The 18,199-nt window shown below is 65.5% G+C and carries 24 protein-coding genes and 3 tRNA genes; 9 read left to right on the top strand and 18 right to left on the bottom strand.

Annotation, left to right across the window (positions count from 1 at the left end; translation table 11 throughout):
- Positions 1 to 103: 103 nt before the first annotated feature.
- Positions 104 to 454 carry a metallopeptidase family protein gene (locus ABGB01_RS43930; RefSeq protein ID WP_347780106.1) on the bottom strand — a complete coding sequence of 117 codons (351 nt, stop codon included), beginning with the start codon at positions 452 to 454 and terminating at the stop codon, positions 104 to 106.
- A gap of 93 nt (positions 455 to 547) precedes the next feature.
- Here ABGB01_RS43930 and ABGB01_RS43925 point away from each other — a divergent pair, with 93 nt between their 5' ends.
- From ABGB01_RS43925 to ABGB01_RS43910, 4 genes are all read left to right on the top strand, one after another.
- On the top strand, positions 548 to 2,047 hold the full coding sequence (locus tag ABGB01_RS43925) for a metallophosphoesterase (protein ID WP_347780105.1): 1,500 nt from the start codon (positions 548 to 550) through the stop codon (positions 2,045 to 2,047).
- A tRNA-Glu gene (locus ABGB01_RS43920) sits at positions 2,048 to 2,120 on the top strand.
- A 90-nt stretch (positions 2,121 to 2,210) separates the two neighbouring features.
- Positions 2,211 to 2,285: transfer RNA gene (locus tag ABGB01_RS43915), tRNA-Asp, on the top strand.
- A 5-nt stretch (positions 2,286 to 2,290) separates the two neighbouring features.
- Positions 2,291 to 2,364, top strand: a tRNA-Phe gene (locus ABGB01_RS43910).
- A 239-nt stretch (positions 2,365 to 2,603) separates the two neighbouring features.
- On the opposite strand, the gene ABGB01_RS43905 is transcribed toward ABGB01_RS43910, so the two are convergent.
- Entirely contained in the window at positions 2,604 to 2,999 is a 396-nt protein-coding gene (locus ABGB01_RS43905) for a hypothetical protein (protein WP_347780104.1), read from the bottom strand.
- Positions 3,000 to 3,204: 205 nt separating this feature from the next.
- On the opposite strand from ABGB01_RS43905, the gene ABGB01_RS43900 reads away from it, so the two are divergent.
- Positions 3,205 to 4,359, top strand: a complete 1,155-nt coding sequence (locus ABGB01_RS43900; RefSeq protein ID WP_347780103.1) for a DNA sulfur modification protein DndB — start codon at positions 3,205 to 3,207, stop codon at positions 4,357 to 4,359.
- A gap of 264 nt (positions 4,360 to 4,623) precedes the next feature.
- On the opposite strand, the gene ABGB01_RS43895 is transcribed toward ABGB01_RS43900, so the two are convergent.
- The 9 genes from ABGB01_RS43895 to ABGB01_RS43855 all read right to left on the bottom strand — a co-directional run bounded on the left by ABGB01_RS43895 (position 4,624) and on the right by ABGB01_RS43855 (position 10,547).
- Complete coding sequence (locus tag ABGB01_RS43895) at positions 4,624 to 5,895, bottom strand: site-specific integrase (protein ID WP_347780101.1); 1,272 nt, start codon at positions 5,893 to 5,895, stop codon at positions 4,624 to 4,626.
- Positions 5,895 to 6,071, bottom strand: coding sequence for a helix-turn-helix domain-containing protein (locus ABGB01_RS43890; protein ID WP_347780100.1), 177 nt, complete (start codon positions 6,069 to 6,071; stop codon positions 5,895 to 5,897). The genes ABGB01_RS43895 and ABGB01_RS43890 overlap by 1 nt, the downstream gene beginning before the upstream one ends.
- Entirely contained in the window at positions 6,064 to 7,455 is a 1,392-nt protein-coding gene (locus tag ABGB01_RS43885) for a replication initiator (RefSeq protein ID WP_347780098.1), read from the bottom strand. Before ABGB01_RS43885 ends, ABGB01_RS43890 begins: the two co-directional genes overlap by 8 nt.
- A 94-nt stretch (positions 7,456 to 7,549) precedes the next feature.
- A complete protein-coding gene (locus ABGB01_RS43880; protein WP_347780096.1) occupies positions 7,550 to 7,672 on the bottom strand; it encodes a hypothetical protein in 123 nt (40 codons plus the stop codon).
- Between the two features lie 4 nt (positions 7,673 to 7,676).
- Positions 7,677 to 7,838, bottom strand: a complete 162-nt coding sequence (locus ABGB01_RS43875; protein ID WP_347780094.1) for a hypothetical protein — start codon at positions 7,836 to 7,838, stop codon at positions 7,677 to 7,679.
- Positions 7,839 to 7,853: 15 nt separating this feature from the next.
- Positions 7,854 to 8,195: a hypothetical protein gene (locus ABGB01_RS43870; protein ID WP_347780093.1), complete on the bottom strand. Its 342-nt coding sequence runs from the start codon at positions 8,193 to 8,195 to the stop codon at positions 7,854 to 7,856.
- 18 nt (positions 8,196 to 8,213) lie between these two features.
- Complete coding sequence (locus tag ABGB01_RS43865; RefSeq protein ID WP_347780092.1) at positions 8,214 to 8,876, bottom strand: DUF2637 domain-containing protein; 663 nt, start codon at positions 8,874 to 8,876, stop codon at positions 8,214 to 8,216.
- Between the two features lie 20 nt (positions 8,877 to 8,896).
- Complete coding sequence (locus tag ABGB01_RS43860; RefSeq protein ID WP_347780090.1) at positions 8,897 to 10,225, bottom strand: FtsK/SpoIIIE domain-containing protein; 1,329 nt, start codon at positions 10,223 to 10,225, stop codon at positions 8,897 to 8,899.
- Positions 10,218 to 10,547, bottom strand: a complete 330-nt coding sequence (locus ABGB01_RS43855) for a hypothetical protein (protein WP_347780088.1) — start codon at positions 10,545 to 10,547, stop codon at positions 10,218 to 10,220. The genes ABGB01_RS43860 and ABGB01_RS43855 overlap by 8 nt, the downstream gene beginning before the upstream one ends.
- Before the next feature lie 110 nt (positions 10,548 to 10,657).
- On the opposite strand from ABGB01_RS43855, the gene ABGB01_RS43850 reads away from it, so the two are divergent.
- Entirely contained in the window at positions 10,658 to 11,035 is a 378-nt protein-coding gene (locus ABGB01_RS43850) for a winged helix-turn-helix domain-containing protein (protein ID WP_347780087.1), read from the top strand.
- Here the strand turns inward: ABGB01_RS43850 and ABGB01_RS43845 are convergent.
- Positions 10,995 to 11,186 carry a hypothetical protein gene (locus ABGB01_RS43845; protein ID WP_347780085.1) on the bottom strand — a complete coding sequence of 64 codons (192 nt, stop codon included), beginning with the start codon at positions 11,184 to 11,186 and terminating at the stop codon, positions 10,995 to 10,997. The two genes, ABGB01_RS43850 and ABGB01_RS43845, sit on opposite strands and share 41 nt — an antisense overlap.
- Entirely contained in the window at positions 11,183 to 11,398 is a 216-nt protein-coding gene (locus tag ABGB01_RS43840; protein ID WP_347780083.1) for a hypothetical protein, read from the bottom strand. The genes ABGB01_RS43845 and ABGB01_RS43840 overlap by 4 nt, the downstream gene beginning before the upstream one ends.
- A 194-nt stretch (positions 11,399 to 11,592) precedes the next feature.
- On the opposite strand from ABGB01_RS43840, the gene ABGB01_RS43835 reads away from it, so the two are divergent.
- Together ABGB01_RS43835 and ABGB01_RS43830 are read left to right on the top strand one after the other, a co-directional pair.
- Positions 11,593 to 12,291, top strand: a complete 699-nt coding sequence (locus tag ABGB01_RS43835; RefSeq protein WP_347780082.1) for an XRE family transcriptional regulator — start codon at positions 11,593 to 11,595, stop codon at positions 12,289 to 12,291.
- A 2-nt stretch (positions 12,292 to 12,293) separates the two neighbouring features.
- Positions 12,294 to 12,770 carry an NUDIX domain-containing protein gene (locus ABGB01_RS43830; protein WP_347780081.1) on the top strand — a complete coding sequence of 159 codons (477 nt, stop codon included), beginning with the start codon at positions 12,294 to 12,296 and terminating at the stop codon, positions 12,768 to 12,770.
- On the opposite strand, the gene ABGB01_RS43825 is transcribed toward ABGB01_RS43830, so the two are convergent.
- The 3 genes from ABGB01_RS43825 to ABGB01_RS43815 form a co-directional block, all read right to left on the bottom strand.
- A complete protein-coding gene (locus ABGB01_RS43825; RefSeq protein ID WP_347780079.1) occupies positions 12,738 to 13,304 on the bottom strand; it encodes an HD domain-containing protein in 567 nt (188 codons plus the stop codon). The two genes, ABGB01_RS43830 and ABGB01_RS43825, sit on opposite strands and share 33 nt — an antisense overlap.
- 84 nt (positions 13,305 to 13,388) lie before the next feature.
- Positions 13,389 to 13,859: a GntR family transcriptional regulator gene (locus ABGB01_RS43820; RefSeq protein WP_347780078.1), complete on the bottom strand. Its 471-nt coding sequence runs from the start codon at positions 13,857 to 13,859 to the stop codon at positions 13,389 to 13,391.
- Entirely contained in the window at positions 13,843 to 14,196 is a 354-nt protein-coding gene (locus tag ABGB01_RS43815) for a hypothetical protein (protein WP_347780076.1), read from the bottom strand. Before ABGB01_RS43815 ends, ABGB01_RS43820 begins: the two co-directional genes overlap by 17 nt.
- Positions 14,197 to 14,348: 152 nt before the next feature.
- Between ABGB01_RS43815 and ABGB01_RS43810 the strand changes: the two genes are divergently transcribed.
- Positions 14,349 to 15,077 (top strand): XRE family transcriptional regulator, encoded by a 729-nt coding sequence (locus ABGB01_RS43810; RefSeq protein WP_347780074.1) that lies wholly within the window; start codon positions 14,349 to 14,351, stop codon positions 15,075 to 15,077.
- A gap of 575 nt (positions 15,078 to 15,652) precedes the next feature.
- Here ABGB01_RS43810 and ABGB01_RS43805 read toward each other — a convergent pair.
- Together ABGB01_RS43805 and ABGB01_RS43800 are read right to left on the bottom strand one after the other, a co-directional pair.
- Positions 15,653 to 16,105 (bottom strand): MAE_28990/MAE_18760 family HEPN-like nuclease, encoded by a 453-nt coding sequence (locus tag ABGB01_RS43805; RefSeq protein ID WP_347780073.1) that lies wholly within the window; start codon positions 16,103 to 16,105, stop codon positions 15,653 to 15,655.
- Positions 16,106 to 16,166: 61 nt separating this feature from the next.
- A complete protein-coding gene (locus ABGB01_RS43800; RefSeq protein WP_347780072.1) occupies positions 16,167 to 17,309 on the bottom strand; it encodes a DUF262 domain-containing protein in 1,143 nt (380 codons plus the stop codon).
- Positions 17,310 to 18,199 lie beyond the last annotated feature (890 nt).

Here is an 18,199-nt window from a genome sequence, read left to right as displayed (position 1 = left end):
ATTGGACTCCGCTGTGCCTGACTCACTGTGTTCGGTATGTCACCTAAGGTTGCCGAACACAAAGGCAAGCCGCAACCCAAAGAAGTCAACCGGAAGCAAAGGGTTACCAGCCGAGCTCGTGAAGCCGCGCGTCGTCGATGCCGAAGTGGTGCCCGATCTCATGGATGACCGTGATGCGTACTTCGTCGATCACGTCCTGTTCCGTATCGCAGATCTGGCATATCGCATTGCGGTAGATCTCGATGCGGTCGGGAAGAACGGCCGAGTACCAGTCGCCACGTTCCGTCAGGGGGATCCCGGTGTACAGGCCGAGCAGGTTGGGCTCTGGTGGATCGTCGACGACCGTGACGACGACGTTGCTCATGGTGCGTGCGAGGTCTGAGGGGATCGTGTCCAATGCCTCGGCCACGAGTTCCTCGAACTTCTCCCGGGTTACCTCGATCACACTTGCCATTGTGCCCCGTCTGTCGGGTATGCAAGAAACGGTATGAAGTTCGTCCACTGGTCAAAGGCAGCCATCCGGTCGAGGGCCTCGAAAGCCGTCGCGGTGCTCTTTGTCGCCGCTGTGGGCGCCTGGCTGGGCATCTTCTTCAGTGGCACCGTACGCGCCGAGATCGGCCCCGTGGAAACGGGCATGTCGCTGCGGCCGGCGTGGAGCGGCGAGACGGTCGTGGACGCCAGCCCGCTCGGCACGCTCACGTTCCGTACCCACGCGGCGCCGCTCAGGCTGCGCATCACCCTCGAGAACATCGACCAGGACCGCGCCCGAGCCCTCCTCGAGGACCCCCGGCTGGCCGACCGCCTGCCGGCGCTGATCGAGGCCGACCTGCTGGACGGCGTGCGCGCACTGGTCATCCGCTCCCTGCTGTGCGCGGGCGCGGGGGCGCTGGTGGCGGTCCTGATGGTGTTCAGGAGGCCCCGCGTGGCGCTCGTGGGGCTGCTGGCGGCCTCCGTGGCGCTCGCCTGCACGGGAGCGCTCGCCGCGTTCACCTTCCGCCCGAACTCGCTCGTCGAGCCGCGCTACTCGGGCCTGGTCGCCGCGGCGCCGTCCCTGGTGGGCAGCGCCGAATCGATCGTGACGCGTTTCGAGTCGTACCGGTCGCAGCTCACGAAACTGGTGACGAACGTCTCCAAGCTGTACGACACGGTCTCGACCCTGCCGCTGTACGACGCCGACCCGAAAACCATTCGAGTCCTCCACGTCTCGGACATCCATATCAATCCCATCGCCTGGAACGTCATCCGGTCGCTCAAAGACCAGTTCGCCGTGGACATGATCATCGATACGGGCGACATCTCTGACCACGGCACCAAGGCCGAGAACAAATTCGTCAACGAGATCGGCCGGCTCGGGCTCCCGTACGTTTTCGTCCGCGGCAACCACGACTCGATGACCACCCAGAAGGCGGTCGCGAAGCAGAAGAACGCCATCGTCCTGGACGACAAGTCCAAAACCGTCGAAGGGCTGACCATCTACGGTCTGGGCGATCCCCGCTTCACTCCGGACAAATCCGTGCCCATCTCCGCGAAGCCCGGCACACTCGACGAATATGCCCGCTCCCACCTCCCCAACGTCGGCGAGCCGGACCTGATCGCCGTACACGACCCCGATGTGGCCGAAGGCTTCTCCGGAGCCGCCCCCATGATCCTGGCCGGCCACACCCACGACCGCAGGACCAAGATGTTCCGCTCCGGCACCCGCATGCTCGTCCAGGGCTCCACGGGAGGGGCCGGCCTGCGCGCGCTCGAACACGCCCAGCCGACCCCGGTCCAGGCCTCGGTTCTGTACTTCGACAAGGAGACGAAGCGCCTGCAAGCCTGGGACGACATCACCCTCGGCGGGCTGGGGGAGCAGTCGGTCTACATCCAACGTCACGTGGAGGCCGACCCAGACCGTATGATTTCTCCAGAGCCAACGAACGCCCCGTCGCCAACGGGATCCGTCACTGACTCACAGACGCCGACCGCCGGTTCGCCGCTTTGGCATCAGGGGCAATCGTCCCCTATGCTTCAGAGGTCTCCGACGGAAGGCGACAGGGAATCCTGAGCCCCCATCGTCTAGCGGCCTAGGACACCGCCCTTTCAAGGCGGCGGCACGGGTTCGAATCCCGTTGGGGGCACAGCGAGCGCCTGGCAACACCGGAAAACGGCTGGTCGAGGATCACCGGAAAGCTGGTAAGCTAAGCGAGCGCAAACAGCAAGAAACGCAAGGTCCTGTAGAGCAGTTTGGAGTGCTCGCCACCCTGTCAAGGTGGAGGTCGCGGGTTCAAGTCCCGTCAGGACCGCTCTGGGTCAGGTAGCTCAGTTGGTACGAGCGTCCGCCTGAAAAGCGGAAGGTCGGCGGTTCGACCCCGCCCCTGACCACCCCACACGACCAGCAAGAACGCCCCGGACGGATCACCGTTCGGGGCTTTTTGATCTCTGCTGACAGCAACAGTGACAGCAACGTCACAGTCTTTGATTATCTTTCGAAGATGGGCGGAAGTGCTCGTCCATATCAATCTTTGAGCCCGTGGGGTAGGCGGTAACCCCGTCCCAGGCAAGCATGAAGCCGTAACCCCTTCCTGAGCGAATGCCCTTGCGAGGATCACGGCTTCCTTAAACTACGAGCCGACCAGGTCGCGGATGCGGTCGAGCTTCTGCTCCGGTGTCAGCGCCTCACCATGGTCCGTCAGGACGTCCAGAGCCGCCCGAACGTCGCGCTGGTCCGGGTGCAGAACGGCGTTGATGACCTGAGCGCGGGCGCCGTCGTCGTTCTCATAGATCCAGACCGTCTGCGACTGGCGAGGAACGGTGTTGTGCTGTGGGTCGAGGACGTCTTCCGGGAAGTAGCCCAGCTGGTCCCTGCCCAGCGCCTCCGCTACCTCGATCAGCACCCACTTGCCCAGCTTCTTGTATCCGAGCTCTTCCCTGAGGTCTCCCAGGTTCACCTCGATCAGCCCGCCCTGCGCACGGCACCGAGCCGCGATGGTGGTGCTGTCGTCCCTGTCCTTGGTCATGCCGTCACGCCTCCTGAGCGTTAGTCAGATCCGGGTCGCCCTGGCCGGAGGGCGCCCTACTTCGCCCACCACTCTCTACTACGCCACATGTAGGTATAGATACGCAACTGGAATGAGTGGCTACGCCAAAAAATAGTCTCATTGACGCCAAACTTCGGCGTAGCTATGGTTGGTATCCCGATCCCAAGCCTTCGAGAGGGCCGAGATGCCTAAGATCCACATCCCCGCAATCAGCTACCGGCAGGGCGGCCGGCAGATGCTCGTCACCGCGATGTCGCCTACCGACCTGGTCCGCATGGTTCGTAAGCCGGAAGCCTGGGACCCGGTCAAGACCACACAGCACGGCAACCGGCCGCGCGATAAGGCACATCTGCAGGGCATCGTGAAGTACCTCGAAGAGGAGGAGCACTTCGTCCTGGGTGCGGCTGTCCTCTACCTCACCCAGCGCGAGGCCGAGTTCAAGCCCATGCCGATCGACGGGGTCTCCACCGACAAGGACGCCGCCTCCATCGGCACTCTGGCCGTCGATATCGGTGCTCTGTTCGATATCGGTGACGGGCAGCACCGGATCGGCGCCTACGAGCACATCGTCCAGAACCGCGATGAGGACGGAGATCTGGTCATCGAGCGCCTCCGTGAGTCCGGTCAGCCGCTGATCATCGTTATCGAGGACGACCCTCGCCGACGCGCTCAGGACTTCGCCGACCTTCAGCGCAACGTCAAGGCCCCCACCACGTCGCTTGGCCAGTCAATGGACCGGCGCCAGCCCATCAACCGCGAACTCAACGACCTCTTCGACGCCGTCCCCGTCCTCATCGACCGTGTCGAGTACCAGAAGGACAACCCAGGGAAGCTGTCCGCCAAGTTGTTCAGCTTCAAGACGGTGCGCTACGTCTCTGGGCTGCTCCTCGTCGGCAATGGCTATCGGTCCCCCGCCACGATGGACCGGGCCGTCAACGGCCGGTTCGAGGGGCCGGGCGCCGACCCCGAGAAGGCACGTCAGGAGCTCGTCGAGTTCTGGACCGCGTTGGGCGAACTCACCCCGTTCGCCGACGTCGTCGATGACAGCGTGAAGGCATACGAGCTGCGTCAGGACACTTACCTCCTGTCAGCCGGTGTCCTCTACGCCGTGGCGATGGCTGTCTACCTCCTCCAGAAGGACGGACTGGCTGTCACCGAGGCCGTCAAGGCCATGGACAGCTTCAACTTCCGTCGCACGAAGAAGGCTAAGGACATCACCACGGCGGACACGCCATTCGCCGGCAACCTGATCGACACGGAGACAGGGAAGCTTGTCGCCGGTCGCACTGCGTGGGAGACCGCAGCTGAGGTGCTTCAAGCCCATGTGGCCGGGAGGTGATCGAATAAGGACCAGAGGGGGTGCCTTGACCCGGCGGGACCCCGGCGCCCGCGAAGCTCGGGAGTCCTCGACATGACCGAACCAAGAGTCTGCGGCGGAATGCCAGTATTGCGGAGGCAACGGTCGAGATTTCGTGGGCACCTCTTTGAGGGGCTGCTGTCGACGTTGACCGATGGCGAGGACGCGCCCCATTCCATGGGAGAGCAGTCACACAAGGTCAGCGCCTCAACCGATTAAGGGCTGGGGTGCTGCCTTCTTGACTTCTTACGCGAGCGCGTCGCCGATCTTGTCTAGAGCGCGACGCTTGTCGTCGAGGGAGGCATGGGCGTAGATCGTCATGGTGACCTCGATGTCGCTGTGGCCAACGATGTCGCGGACAACCTGAGGTGGTACGCCAAGGTTGAGCAGGAGCGTCACGCAAGTGTGTCGGAGATCGTGGAACCGCATCTCACCGAGCCCAGCGGCCTTGCGTATTATTCCCCAGCTTCGGCGTAGGTTGTCCGGCTCCATCGGGGTACCGCAACGTGAGGGGAAGACGAGGCCGTGTTCGGTCCACTCCTCCCAGCGATCAGAGCGTTCGGCGAACTGCTTCTTCCGGTGTTCCCGCAGGGCCTTCACGCAGATGGGTGGTAGCGGGACGGTTCGCTCCGAGTCGGAGGTCTTGGGGCGGACGAACTGGAGGCGGCCCGCGACCCGCTGGAGGCTCTGGACCACCTCCAGCTTGCCGACCTCAAGGTCGACGTCCGCCCAGCGGAGCCCGAGGAGTTCCCCGCGACGCAGGCCGAGGCAGAGCGCCAGGACGTACAGCGTGTAGAGGCGGTGGTCCCGAGCGGCCTTGAGGACGGCTCGGGCTTGCGGGACGGTCAGACCACGGTTGACCTTGTACTTGGGCACCGGGACCTTGACGAGCTTGGCGACGTTGCGAGCGATGATCTCCTCGCGTACGGCGCACTCCAGGGCGTTCCGTAGGACTGCATGGATGGACTGGACCATGCGAGTGGACAGCCGGGAGTCGCAGCACTGGCCGCCCTTGAGGGCGCAGCACACCGGCTTGTCCCGCGAAGCGTCCCAGCCGTTCCGGCAGCATTGGCATTCGGAGCGGACGCGGTTAATGAAGAGGCGGACGTCTTGGGCGTTGAGCTTGCCGAGGCGTTTCTTGCCGAGGCCGGGGATGAGATGGAGACGCACGACGCCCTCGTATCCCTGGTAGGTCTTGGGGCGACGTTCCTGGCTGACGATGTTCTTCAGCCAGTAGTTCAGGAAGTCGGCCAGCGTCCAGTTCTCTGAGGAGACAGGGATGCCCTCGTCGGCCTGGCGGAGAAGTTCGGTCAGTTTCTTGCGGGCATCCTCTTGCGTACGGGCGGAGCCCTGAACCCGCTTTACGGTCCCAGCGGTGGTCTGGACGAAGGCGGCGTACCCGTAGCGGCCATCCTTGCGCGGCCAGATGCTTCCCTCACCGTTGGAGCGCTTGCGGATGCGGCGGCCGGTCCGGCGCTTGGGCTCTTCCTCCGGGGTGCCGAGCATGGTCTTGGTCATCACGCCACCTCCACAAGGGTCTTGATGCACTCGGCAAGGGCGTCGGCCGGAACGAGGCGGCGACGGCCGATCTTGATGGTTCGGAGCTGGTTGGAGCGGATGAGGGTGTAGAGGGTCCACCGGCTGACGCGGAGGCGGTTGGCAGCCTCGTCGACGGTGAGTACGAGGTCATTCATGCGGCACCTCCACGCACGTCAGCCTGGGAAGCGGTGTGCCGGTGATGGAGGCAGCGAGGAGTTGGTCGCCGAGGTGGTGGCCCTTGCCTGCGTACTCCCATGTGCTGATGACGAGGACGGTGTCTTCGTCGAAGAGAGGGAGGCGGCCGGTGGTGATGTCGGTGTCGCGGGCGTGGCGTTCTCTGGCTGCTCGGAGTTCGCCCAGGGTGGTGGAGTAGTGGCGGGATCGTGTGGAGAAGTGGCCGCGGAAGCCGAGCATGTGGGCCCAGTCGGCGAGGCGGAGTTCGGCCAGTTCGGGTTGGGTGCCGAGCTGTAGGCAGGTGGTGATGAGGCGGCGGGCGTGGTCGCGCAGGTTGTAGGCGCTGAGGTCGTCCAGCGGGTTGATGCGGCGGTCGAGGGTGCCGACGCATTCGGCGGCTTTGGTGGCGTACTTGGCGATGTAGCCGGCGACGGCTTGTTCGGTGAGGTCGCCGTTCAGGGTGATGGGGCGGATGTCGAGCTGAGTGCCCCAGCGCAGGACTCGTTCGGGTTGGCCCTCGTGGGCGGGTGCGGTGGCGGAGACGGCTTGGGCGGCGTGCTGGATGGCTTGGGTCAGGGTGTCGGTGGTGGCCCAGGCCGGTGGTGGTGCGGTGGGTCCGCCGGGGCCGTCGAGGCGGATGACGGCGTGGAAGTGGACGACGCCGCGCCGCTGGTATTCGGCGACCTTGGCGAAGGAGAGCGTCAGGTGGTGTCGCAGCTCCTTGAGAAGCAGTCCGCCGAGCTTGGCCAGGTGGCGACGTAGGGAGTCGGCGAAGCGCTTCCACAACAGCGGGGCCAAGGCGTTGAACAGGACGCTGCCGATGTAGTCGTAGCAGTCCGGGCAGAGCGGTTCACCGAGGCGCGGGTCGTCCTTGCTGTGGCGTTCGGTACAGGACATCACCCGGCCGTGCGGGCAGGCGGTGGCGTCGCGGCGGGCGTGGCAGGGCTGCACCTTGACGTTGTGTTCGCGGCGGGTGTGGACCGGGCCGAAGGACGGGGCGGTCAGGGTGACGAACAGTGTCGGGTGGCTGGTGACGGTGTCGGGTACGCCTTTGCCGCCGATGAGGCCGGCGCGGATGAGGTGGTAGGTGTCGGTGCGGTAGGTCTCGGCGCAGGCGGGGCAGCGGGTGGCGCGGCGTGTCTTGCATGGGACGCGCAGGACGCCGTCAGGCTCGGCGCGGGTGGTGTAGCGGTGGAGCAGTGCCCCGGTGGCGCGGTCGTAATGGTCGACCTTGCCGCGCAGGTGGATGGGCTGGCGGCAGCCGCCGGTGTGGCGGACCTGGCTCGCCCAGCGGTCGTAGTCGGGCCGGTTGAGGCGCTTGATCATGCCGGTGATGGCGTGCGCGTTGGCGTGGGTTGCAGGCAAGATGGAGACCTCCTCTCACTCGTTCGGGTGATGGGGATGGCCCCCGACCTGGCAGTCGTCTTGGCGGATGTGCGGCCAGGCCGGGGGCGCTGCGCTATGCGCCGTGGTTGTCGATGCCGGTGCCGTCGCAGTCGGAGCAGCGGGCGTTGTCGGTGTCGATGCCGGTGCCGTTGCAGGTGCAGCAGCGGTAGTGGATCACCGGCAGGGTTTCGGGCACGGGGCTATCTCCTTTCGCGTGGTCGGGTGGTCAGGTAGACGCGCCAGTGGTGGGGGTGGGCGCGGTCGGGGTAGGCGCGTGAGACGGCCTGGACGGTGAAGTGCAGGCGTAGGCGGAACAGGGCGTCGATGATTTCGGCTCGGGTGCCGTCGATGCGGATGCGCACGAGTCGTTCTCCTGGTCAGGCGGTGGGTACGGGGTTGGGCTGGATGCAGCCGCGGTAGCTGGTTTCGGCGTCGTATCTGGCGCGGGCGGTGGCCAGGATGGCGACGGCGCGGTATTCGATCGGGCCGAACATGCGTGAGGTGGCGTAGTGGTCGCGTGAGGCGTCCTCGTGGTTGATGTCCGTGCCGAGGAGGGCGGCGAGTTGGTCGATCTCGGCGCGCTGGTCGTCGTCGTTGGTCTGGCGGGGGAAGTGGTGGACGGTGACGTTGGGCGGGACGGGTAGGTCGGGGTGGGTTTCGAGGAAGGCGGCCAGGTCGAGCAGGCCGTTGATGAGGGCGGTGCGGTGGTCGTGGGTCATCGGTCGGGTTCTCCCTTCTCAGGCGGTGCGCAGGGTGCGCAGTAGGTCGGAGGCGAGTTGGTTGGACACGCCGAGGTGGGCGCGTAGGGCGTCGCGGGTGATGGGTCGGCCGTGTTTGGTGTGGTGGTCGTCGGCGACGCGGCGGGCGTAGTCGACGAGTGCGGGGGCGAGGTCGCCGTCCCGCTCGTCCTGGGCGTCGTCCTCGTCCTGGGCGTGGTGCGGGACGAGTTGCGGGGCCGGGGACGGGGCCAGGACGGTCGAGGACGACGCCGCAGGGGCGGTGGATGGTTCGGGTCGGGCGTGGGTGGTGCGGCGTTCGAGCATGGATATGGCGATGAGGAAGGCGGCGGCCGGGGTGGCGGCGGTGATCCAGCCCCAGACGGTCGGTGTGGCTTGGGCGAGGTTGGCGGCCAGGGACAGGGCGATGCCGCCGGTCAGGACGAGGACGGGCCAGGAGACGGGGCCGCGCCGGGTGCGGTGGTGCTGCTTGTCGCGTTGGCGTTCGCGGGCGGCCATGACGCAGGTGAGGTCGATGCAGACGGCGACGGCCCAGGACATCCAGCCGGTCTGGCCGTGCTGGGTGGCGGTGTCGCGGATGTGGGTGAACGATCCGGCACCCGCGATGGCGGCCAGGACGAGGACCGGGCCGGTGTCGAGCAGTCGGCAGGCGAAGCGTCGCATCGTTCCTCCCTCCCTTGGGTTCAGGCGGTGACGGGCTCGGTGACGTGGGCGGTGATCTCCTCCCAAGCGGGGGTGAGATGGGCATGGGTGCGGGCGGCGTGTTCGGCGGTGGCTTCGGTGACGTAGAAGGAGCGGGCGCGGTACCACTGGCCGTCCTGGCCGGCGACGATCGCGACGCCGGGCGTCTCAGCGGCGATGGCCCGCGCGGAGACGAGCGCGGCGGGGTCGAGGTCACCGAGCGTCATGGTCGCGGTCTCCGGGTCGTTGACCCGGTGGCAGATCCGGCCCGAGCACTGCGCCCGCAGAGCGGTGACGCCGGGTCCGAGGTCGGAGCCGATCCGTTGGCCGCAGCAGAACAGGTAGATGCCGAATGCCCGCCCGAGTTGAGCGACCCGCAGCAGCGCGGTCGAGGTTTTGGCGATCTCGTCTTTCTCGGACTTATCCGCCATCAGGTACAGCTCGGCGAGTTCGTCGACCAGGACGACGACGGGGACGGGGCGGATGGCGGGCGGGAGTTGCCAGATGTTGCGGGCGGCGGCCTGGCGGCACAGCCCCATCCGGTCGATCATCAGGCCGACCAGGTCGCACAGCAGGTCGACGGACTCTGCCCGCGAGGTGGCCAGCGCCGACAGCCGGGGCGCGTACGGGGTGAACTCGACGCCGCCTTTGAGGTCGAAGCCGACCAGCGCCACGGGCTGTGGCGCGAGGCCGACGATGAGCGCGTTGGCGAGGTTCGACTTGCCGGACTGGGTGGCTCCGGCGTTGAGCCAGTGCGGCACCGTACGGAAGTCGATCACCCAGGGTTGGCCGGTTTCCAGTCGTCCCACGGTGACCTTGAGCAGGTCGGGTGAGGGCGGGAGGTGGTCGACGGTGATGAGCGGGTCGCGCATGGTGGCCATGAGGACGACGCGGCCGGGCCGGGGTGAGGAGACGCGTACGGCGTGCACGCCCCAGGAGTGGGCGAGGCGTTCGGCGGCGTCGGCGTAGTCGCCGGGGGTCTGCCCTTCGAGGGTGTGCAGGGTGACGCGCCAGCCGTGCCGGGTCGGCAGGGGCAGCCACATGAACGGTTTGGTGTCGACGGCGACCCGCTGGAAGCGGCGGCGGACCTTGACCAGGCCGGTGGAGGCGATCGCGCCGGGGACGGTGGTGAACCACCAGCGTTGCCGCTTCTTGGTCAGCCCGCACCCCAGCGCCACCCGCCGCCAGGACGCTCGTACGGACAGGGCGATGAGCGGGAAGCCGACCGCCAGCCAGAACGAGCGGTAGTGGTAGCGGCGCCAGGCCCACAGCCCGGCCGCGACAGCGGCCAGAGCTGCGGGGAGTGCGAGCGCGTCCAGCGCGTCACGCATCGGCGGCCTCCCCGGCAGGGAGCAGGGCGTTGGCGCGGTAGGCGATGCCCCATCGGCCGGCGATCTCCCAGACGTAGCCGAGCAGGCCGACGGCGTTGACCTGGTCGCCGACGGTGATGGGTGGTTCGCCGGTGATGCCGATCTTGACGAGTTCGATGCGGCCGAACTCGTCTTCGACGGAGACGGTGACTTCGTAGACGGTGTTGCCGTTCTTGTCGGTCTTGATCTCGCCGGTGTCGCGGTTGAGCACCCGCGGGCGGGGTGCTTTGACGCAGGTGATGGCGATTTTGCTGACATCCACGGGGATCGGGACGGAACGCATGTGCGGTGACCTCCTCTTTCGTCGTGAGCAACATAGTTAACCTAGTTGGCTCGGTTGTCAATGTTCCCTCGGTTGGCCAGGTCGAACATTCGTGGTGAGATAGAGGGGCGATGGTCAAGAACACCGGACGCCCCGGCTACCTCCAGATCGCCGACGACCTGCGCGCGCAGATCCGCGGCGGGTCTCTGGCGCCCGGCGCTCCGCTGCCGTCCACCACCCGGCTCGCTGAGCAGTACGACGCCTCTTTGTCGGTGGTGAAGCTCGCCGTGGGCGTCCTGCGCACCGAGGGTCTGGTGATCGGCCAGCAGGGCAAGGGCGTGTTCGTCCGCGACACCACCGAGCAACTCCCGCCGGCCGGCGGCGGCGACACCGCCGGCGAGGTGGCCGAGCTGCGCGCCGCCGTGCAGGACCTGTCGCTGCGGTTGGCGAAGGTGGAGGAGCAGTTGGCTACGTCCACGACACGCCGCCCCGGGCGTAGCAGCCGGTGACCTTGCGGGCCAGCGACGCCGCCGCCCCATCCGGCGCCTGACGCAGACTCAGCCGCTTGTCCTCCCGGCGAATGCCGACCAGCACCGCCACGTACCCTGCGAGCAGCGCGACGCCGAGCACCCCGGCGACGATCAGCGCAATCGCGGTCATGACCAGGTCACCCCCGCCTGCGCCAGCCCACGAGGGGCACGCGGAGGACGCCGGTTGTCGTTGCGACGGCGGTTGCGCCGGTTGCGGGCCCGCTCTTTGCGCGCCCACCGGGTGCGGGCCAGGCACTTGGAGCATCGGACCTGGCCGTGTCCCACGGCGTTGCCGCACTCGCACGAGGGCGTCTCGCCCGGGATGGTGATCTCGTTGTTCATGGCTGCATCCCCTCCTTCGGTTGGTGCCGTTGTGGCGTTGTGCAACCGAGGATGCGACGCACCGTCAGGACGAGATCACTACACGACGGGACATGTTCAAGACGTCCGGCCTACGATGGCCAGGTCCCCGGACGTCCTTGGGAGCAGGTGGAATGGCGAACGAACGGCTACGCGCGGCGCTATTGCAAAAGGGCGTGAGCGTCGCGGATCTGGCCGAGGCGATCGAGGTCGACCCCAAGACCGTGGAGCGGTGGATCACCAAGGGCCGCGAGCCGTACCGAAAACACCGCTTTGCCACCGCTTCCTACCTGGGCGTGGACGAGACATACCTGTGGCCGCAAGCCCTGTCGCGCGAACAGGTGGTCGCCGCTTCCGAGAGCGAAGTGCTGGCGATCTATCCGCACCGCTGGGCCGTGCCCCGGGACGCGTGGGGACGTCTGTTCACCGCCGCGTCCGAGGACATCGGCGTCCTGGTCTACAGCGGCTTGTTCCTCGCCGACGACGCCGCCATGGTCCGCCTATTGGGAGAGAAGGCTCGGGCGGGCGTGCGGGTGCGGATCCTTCTCGGCGACCCCGACTGCGCTCAGGTCGCCCAGCGCGGAACCGACGAAGGCGTCGGAGACAGCATGGCCGCACAGATCCGCAGCGTCCTGGTCTTCTACCGACCACTCCTCGGCCTGGACAACTTCGAGATCCGGCTGCACCAGACGATCCTGTACAACTCGATCTACCAGGCCGACGACGACTACCTGGTCAACATGCACGTGTACGGCACCCGCGCCGGCAACGCCCCCGTCCTCCACCTCCGCAGAGTGGCCGGCGGGGAAATGGTCACCACCTACGCCGACAGCTTCGAAAAGATCTGGGCCGGAGCCGTACCCGTGGAGACCTGACCATGGCCAAGCGCATCGACTTCTACGACGACCCCGACGCACCCGAACCCAACAGCCTGGTCCCGTCCGTCAACGTCATCGTCACCAACCCGGCCGGCGACCTGCTGATGATCCGCCGCACCGACAACGACAACTGGGCCGTCCCCGGCGGAGCGATCGACCTGGGCGAGTCCATCCCTGCGGCGGCCGTCCGTGAGACGTTGGAGGAGACCGGGATCACGTGTGAGATCACCGGCCTGGTCGGCACCTACAGCGACCCCCGCCACGTGATCCTCTACACCAGCAACGGCGAGGCCCGCCAAGAGTTCTCCATCGTCCTGACCGCCCGCGCCACCGGCGGCCAGCCGACCCCGAGCGAGGAGTCCCGAGAAGTCCGCTGGATGCCCCGCGCCGAGGTCACGTCGCTGCCGATGGACCGGTCGATGCGAATGCGGATCCAGCACTACCTAGCCGGTGTCGGCCTGCCGCACATCGGATAGCGCGGCCTCCACCGACCGCACCGACGACACGATGCACGGGGTCGCGTCGATGATCGACCGGCTCACCACATGCTCAGGACCATACCGAGAATGGATCTCCGCCAGCCGGTCGAGCACATCCAGGTGCCTGCCGTCCGGGTCGGTGGTCATGTCGCAGTAGGTCAGCGCCCGCGCCAGGTTCGGCCGTTCCTGGTCGAACTCCTTGGCCAGCACGTCGAACAGGTCCCGCTGCCGGGCCTCGTTGTCCGCGCACGAGTGGTACGCGACCAGGCGGCACAACCGCTCATCAGCCCTGGCCACGTCGCGCAGGTAGCGGGCACCGTCGAGTTGATGCATCCCGGTGTCGACCAGGTCCGGCGCGTAGCCGATGTCATGCAGCAGACAAGCCGCCAGCAACGTGTCAGCATCCGCACCAAGAATCGAGGCCAGGGATTCGCTCTGCTCGGCAACCCCCTGCGTGTGTGCCCATCGCCGGGGCAACGTCGTCCCCAGCAGGTCCTTGGCCAGGCCATATGCCCATTCGCTATGTCCCACGGAGCTCACGATAGGCATCACGGACATAAGCGGAGCAGAGGGCAAGGCTAGACGTCCTGGGACGTCCTTCCTCACCCGCGTTCCCTACCGGACGAACCGCCCCCGGCCATGCTCCACCACCACCAGCCCTTCGACCTCCAGCACGGCCAGCGCCTGCCGCACGGTGGTCCGCGACACCCCGAACTGCCGCTGCAACTCCGCCTCACTGGGCAACGCCGAACCAGGCGCGAGGTCCCCGCACTCGATCTGCTCACGCAACCGCGCAGCGATCACCTGATACCGGTACGAGGCGGCCGAGCCGTCCCCGACCACCACCCGCCCCTTGGACGGAACCGTGACCAGCAAGCCCTCCTCCACCAGGAGGGCCAGGCCACGCCGTACCGTGTTCCGCGCCACCCCGAACACCCGGCACAGCTCCGCCTCCGACGGCAGCACCCCGCCCGGCGCGAACTCACCCGCCCGGATCCGCTCCCGCAGCCGATCAGCGACCTGGGTATAAACCCGCCCGCCGGTCAGCCACCGCCCCGCCGCCACCAGGTCAGCCGCGGTAGGCATCAAGCATCTTGTTCAAGTCGACGGACAGGTCACCCTGCTCGCCCTCACGCCACCCCTCGCGCGCGGCCTGCTCGATCCGGTCCACCGCAGAGGCCATCTGCAGGAACGAGACCCGCTCGTCTTGCTGATCGCCCCAGTAGAACCAGCAGAACGGCAGGTGCACGAACACCCGCCGCATCCGGCACCGGCTGTCGGTCACGTCCAAGGCCGGCCGCCCATTCTGCGTGATCACCAGCACATGCGTGACACCCCGCACGGCCAACTGCTCGCCCAGCGCGACCAGCAGCCGCTCCGCGTAGATGCGTTGCTGCTCCCTGATGGACCTGCTCGTCTGCACCCTGTGCCTCCCTGACGTCCTGTGTGGTTCCTCGTGTGCGTCGAGGTTCGCCCCACAGCCGGGGGCGGGAACACCACAACTTAGGGACGTCTAGGGACGTCTGATGCTAACGTCGCAGAGCAGGGTCGTTCTGCGAGAGGAGCAGACCGGTCATGAACAACAACCTCCGCTACGCACTGGCCGCCGCCCGGCTCAACACCACCGACGTCGCCGCCGCCCTCGCCGTCGACCCCAAAACCGTCACCCGATGGCTTCAGGGACGCATCCCATACCCCCGCCACCGCTGGGCCGTCGCCGACCTCCTCGACGTCGACGAGGCTGACCTCTGGCCCGAAGCCACACCACGTCACCAGGCACTCGCTGACGGCATCCAAGCGATCTATCCCCACCGCTGGGCCGTTCCCCAGACCGTTTGGCGCAACCACTTCGACAAAGCGCGCGAGGCGATCGACATCCTGGCCTACAGCGCTTTGTTCCTCGCCGAAGACGCAGCCGTCCTCAACACCCTCTTGAAGCGAGCCGAGGCCGGCGTCAAAGTGCGCATCCTCCTGGGCGACCCCGACGGGCCAGAAGTCGCCGCACGAGGGACCGACGAAGGCATCGGCGCCGAGGTGATGACAGCCCGGATCAAGAACGCCCTGATGCTGTACCGGCCACTCGTGAACGTCGACAGCGTCGAGATCCGGCTACATCGCACGGTCCTCTACAACTCGATCTACCGCGCCGATGACGAACTGCTCGTCAACGCCCACGCCTACGGCACACCAGCAGCCAACGCCCCCGTCATGCACCTCACCCGCACCAACGAGCAAGGGCCTGCAACCACCTACATCACCAGTTTTGACCGCATCTGGAACAGCGCCCAGCCTAACGGCAAGTAGCTCGAACTTCGACAGACCCAGCTACGGTCCGACCGGAAAGCAACTTCTCTCCACGACATCAAGCCGCCGCCCGATGGGCGGCGGGCGGCCGGGCGGTCCGGGCGGGCGTGCGGCCTCTCCGGGCCGGTCCCGCCCGGCCACCCCGCCGCACCAACGAACGCAGGCAGAACCACGAGCAGGACGATCAACAGCGCGATGCAAGACGCCGACTCCCGGATCGAGCCGACGAGGTCAAGCATGCCTCCGGCGGGAGCGCTCCGGCACCGAGGTGATCGCCCCACGGCCCTGCACGTAGAGGGGTGGCTGGGGGCTGATCACCTCGCACACCATCGACTCAGGCGAGCCCAGCAGACCGGCTCCTCCGTATCAAGCCCGGCTCTGACCGCAGGACAACACATGATCGAGGAACGGCGACCGGTGAACGTTCACGCGAAGCCGAGCTTGACACTCCGTCCCCGGCCCGCTGCCGCTACGCGGTGAGTCGACGGCGTACGAGGTGATCATAGAGTGGGGTGTGAGGCACAGGTCCATGGTGGTGGCTCCCCGTCCGGGTGAATCACAGCGCATCTCTCGGATCACCGATGCGGATTCAGCCGCAGGGTGAACCAATCCGTTACCTCGTAAACGGCATCTCTCAACTGAAGGGCTTTCGCTCTGTTGACGCTCTCGCTCAATCCATGAGCTATTTTGTTGCGGCGATCTACAAGAAAGGATATTTCTCGATAGATCCGTTGGTCATCCGCTTCAAGAAAACTCTGGAACTCCTCGCATAGGGTGGCATCGAAGCGTCCCACTAGTTGGGTAAGGTTCTCTGGCGATGGGTTGCGGCTCTTGTCTAACCATGAGCGGGCGAAGGTTTTTACAAATCCTCCAGCTCTGTGCTCTACATAAGCGCGGCAGATCTCTATCGTTGATTGCTCGAGGTATCCGCACGTACGAACAATAAGAAGTCGGCACAGCCAGCTATGCGCGTCTGCTGTAAGGCTATGAACATTGGGCTTGTCGACCAGGTCGCTCAGCTTGTCCAAGTTTGCCCGAAGGCTCGTGACTTCCCAAGGTGGCCACCGTTGCACCAATCTGCCAGCCCTCCTATATGCTCGCGAAGGCTTGCGTTGAGAGTGCGAGTCGCACTCGTACACTTTCTTCGTCGGCGGTAGCACGTGCGATGGCTGGCTCGAGGCGCTTGTTAGTGCTAAGCGCGTTTATTCTATCTGCTACTGCCGTTGCATCCACTTGGTCATCTACGTCGAGACGGCGCATGAGCCCGACGAAAATGGCCTCAGTGAGAGCAGTGTTGATCTGCGCAGATTGCCGTCGTAGCGACTGTGGGCCTGCCTCAATGCGAATGAGTGCGGCAGCGCGGGAAAATCGGTTGGAGATGGTGTCTGCTTCGATCGAGGTGAGATATCGGTTGTTCCCCACAAACTCATTAAGGAACTTCTTGAGTGGTCTTTTATAATTCCCGGGCGATACGTACAGGGCAATTATTCGGAGAATCACCTCTTGGTCACGTAGGCGTGGAGATGGTCGTCCATAAAGAAGTCGCCAGTTCGCATCGTTGTTGAGGTTGGTAATGAGATCTATGAACGGGCCAGCGTGCAAAGCTACCCGAATCTCGTGCGGAGTCAGTTGCGTGCCACCGGAATTCAATCGCTCGAATACTTGGTATACCGCATCTAGAGATTCGGTGGAGCCGTCAGTCTGAACTATTGTAGCTTGCAGGAAGGTGTTATCCAGGGTTCGGCGCAGTTCGTCTCCGAGCGTTCGATAGGACAGGCCAGCGAACTTATCGGCGACGTTCTTGAGTGCAAATTCCTTCTTGTCGTGCATGCCTTCGTAGAAGGCGGCCAGGGTGCGAAGTCGTTGCTGACCGTCAAGCACTAGATACCTTCGATCTAGTTGCTGGACGAGGAAAATCCCGGGAATTGGATAGCCGAGCAGAAGGGACTCGATGAAGCGGTCCATCTGTGGCCGGTTCCAGACGAAGCCTCGCTGGAAGCGTGCTGTTTCTATTGGAGGATCGTCATTATGTCCGAATGTTGGAATAGCGATGTCACCACGCTTGAGGCGACGTACGAGCCCTTCAACGTCGAAGTCGGAGCTTGTATATGCAACCCTAGGTGGTTCTGGGTCAGCCTCTTCGAGAGTCTCGACGTCCTCCTGAAGCAGGAACGCGCTTTCTGATGCCGGGTCTGACTCTTGCTGGCCTTGAGAAGAGGATTCGTCGGACATATAGAACCTTTGGGGAGGTGGCTGAGTGACGCGGGTACGTGCGATGACAAGGCTAGCGGCTTGAGACATCCATTAACATCAAGGGCATAGGGTCATCCTCTTCCGTTCAAAGCCCAACGCTGGCGCGCAACGCCTACGACTTGCAGGGCGAACATCCTAGAGCTAAGCATCATCTGCCAGCATCCCTAGATGGACGCTGCGGTTGCCACAGCTGGCGACAGGAACTACCCCCTGCGCGAGTCGGTGCTTCGCCCCTTCTTGTCCTCGCGACTACTGGGCGTGCCGAACGAGGGGGCGTGAGGTGTCGCGGTGATCCAATCGGGAGCCTGCATACTGGCGTACAGCCGCCGCCAGATCGGACGTCATGAGGACGTACCGAGTGACAGACTGAGTAACGATCGAGGCACACAGGCTCGGACGTTCACGGACTCCCGGGGACTATCGGTGCAGGTCACAGTCCATATCGGTTCTGCTGACGATCACAGGCAAGTGGCTTCGCATGGAAGGGGTCGCGGGAACATCCAGTGCTGCCCTGGGGCGCTGCCTCGAGCAGGCATGGCCGCCGTCGCCAGCAACCTGATCGATTGCGTTGAGATCTTCACCCGCACCCTGCCCAAATCCCTGTCGCGGTAGGGCAATATCGGGGCATGCGTATCGTCACCCTGAACAGCCGTGCTGTCGTCCCCCGGGAGCACGTGGGTCATGGCCACGACAGGATCCAGGGGGACGAGGCATGAAAAATGTGAGGCTGGAGCTCACCTGGCCGGAACCTGTCAAACCCGGTGAGACGTCAGGCTACTTGCGCGTTTTGTGGTGAGGTGTCGGTCTCGGAGATCACGGGTGGCTGGTTGATCCACACCTTGGTCGGCAATGCCGGTGGGTAGGGTCGC

The sequence above is a fragment of the Nonomuraea sp. B5E05 genome, from assembly GCF_039880665.1.
GTDB lineage: Bacteria > Actinomycetota > Actinomycetes > Streptosporangiales > Streptosporangiaceae > Nonomuraea.
Note: the sequence above shows the minus strand (reverse complement) of the source record. Positions and strands in the feature narration are given on the sequence as shown.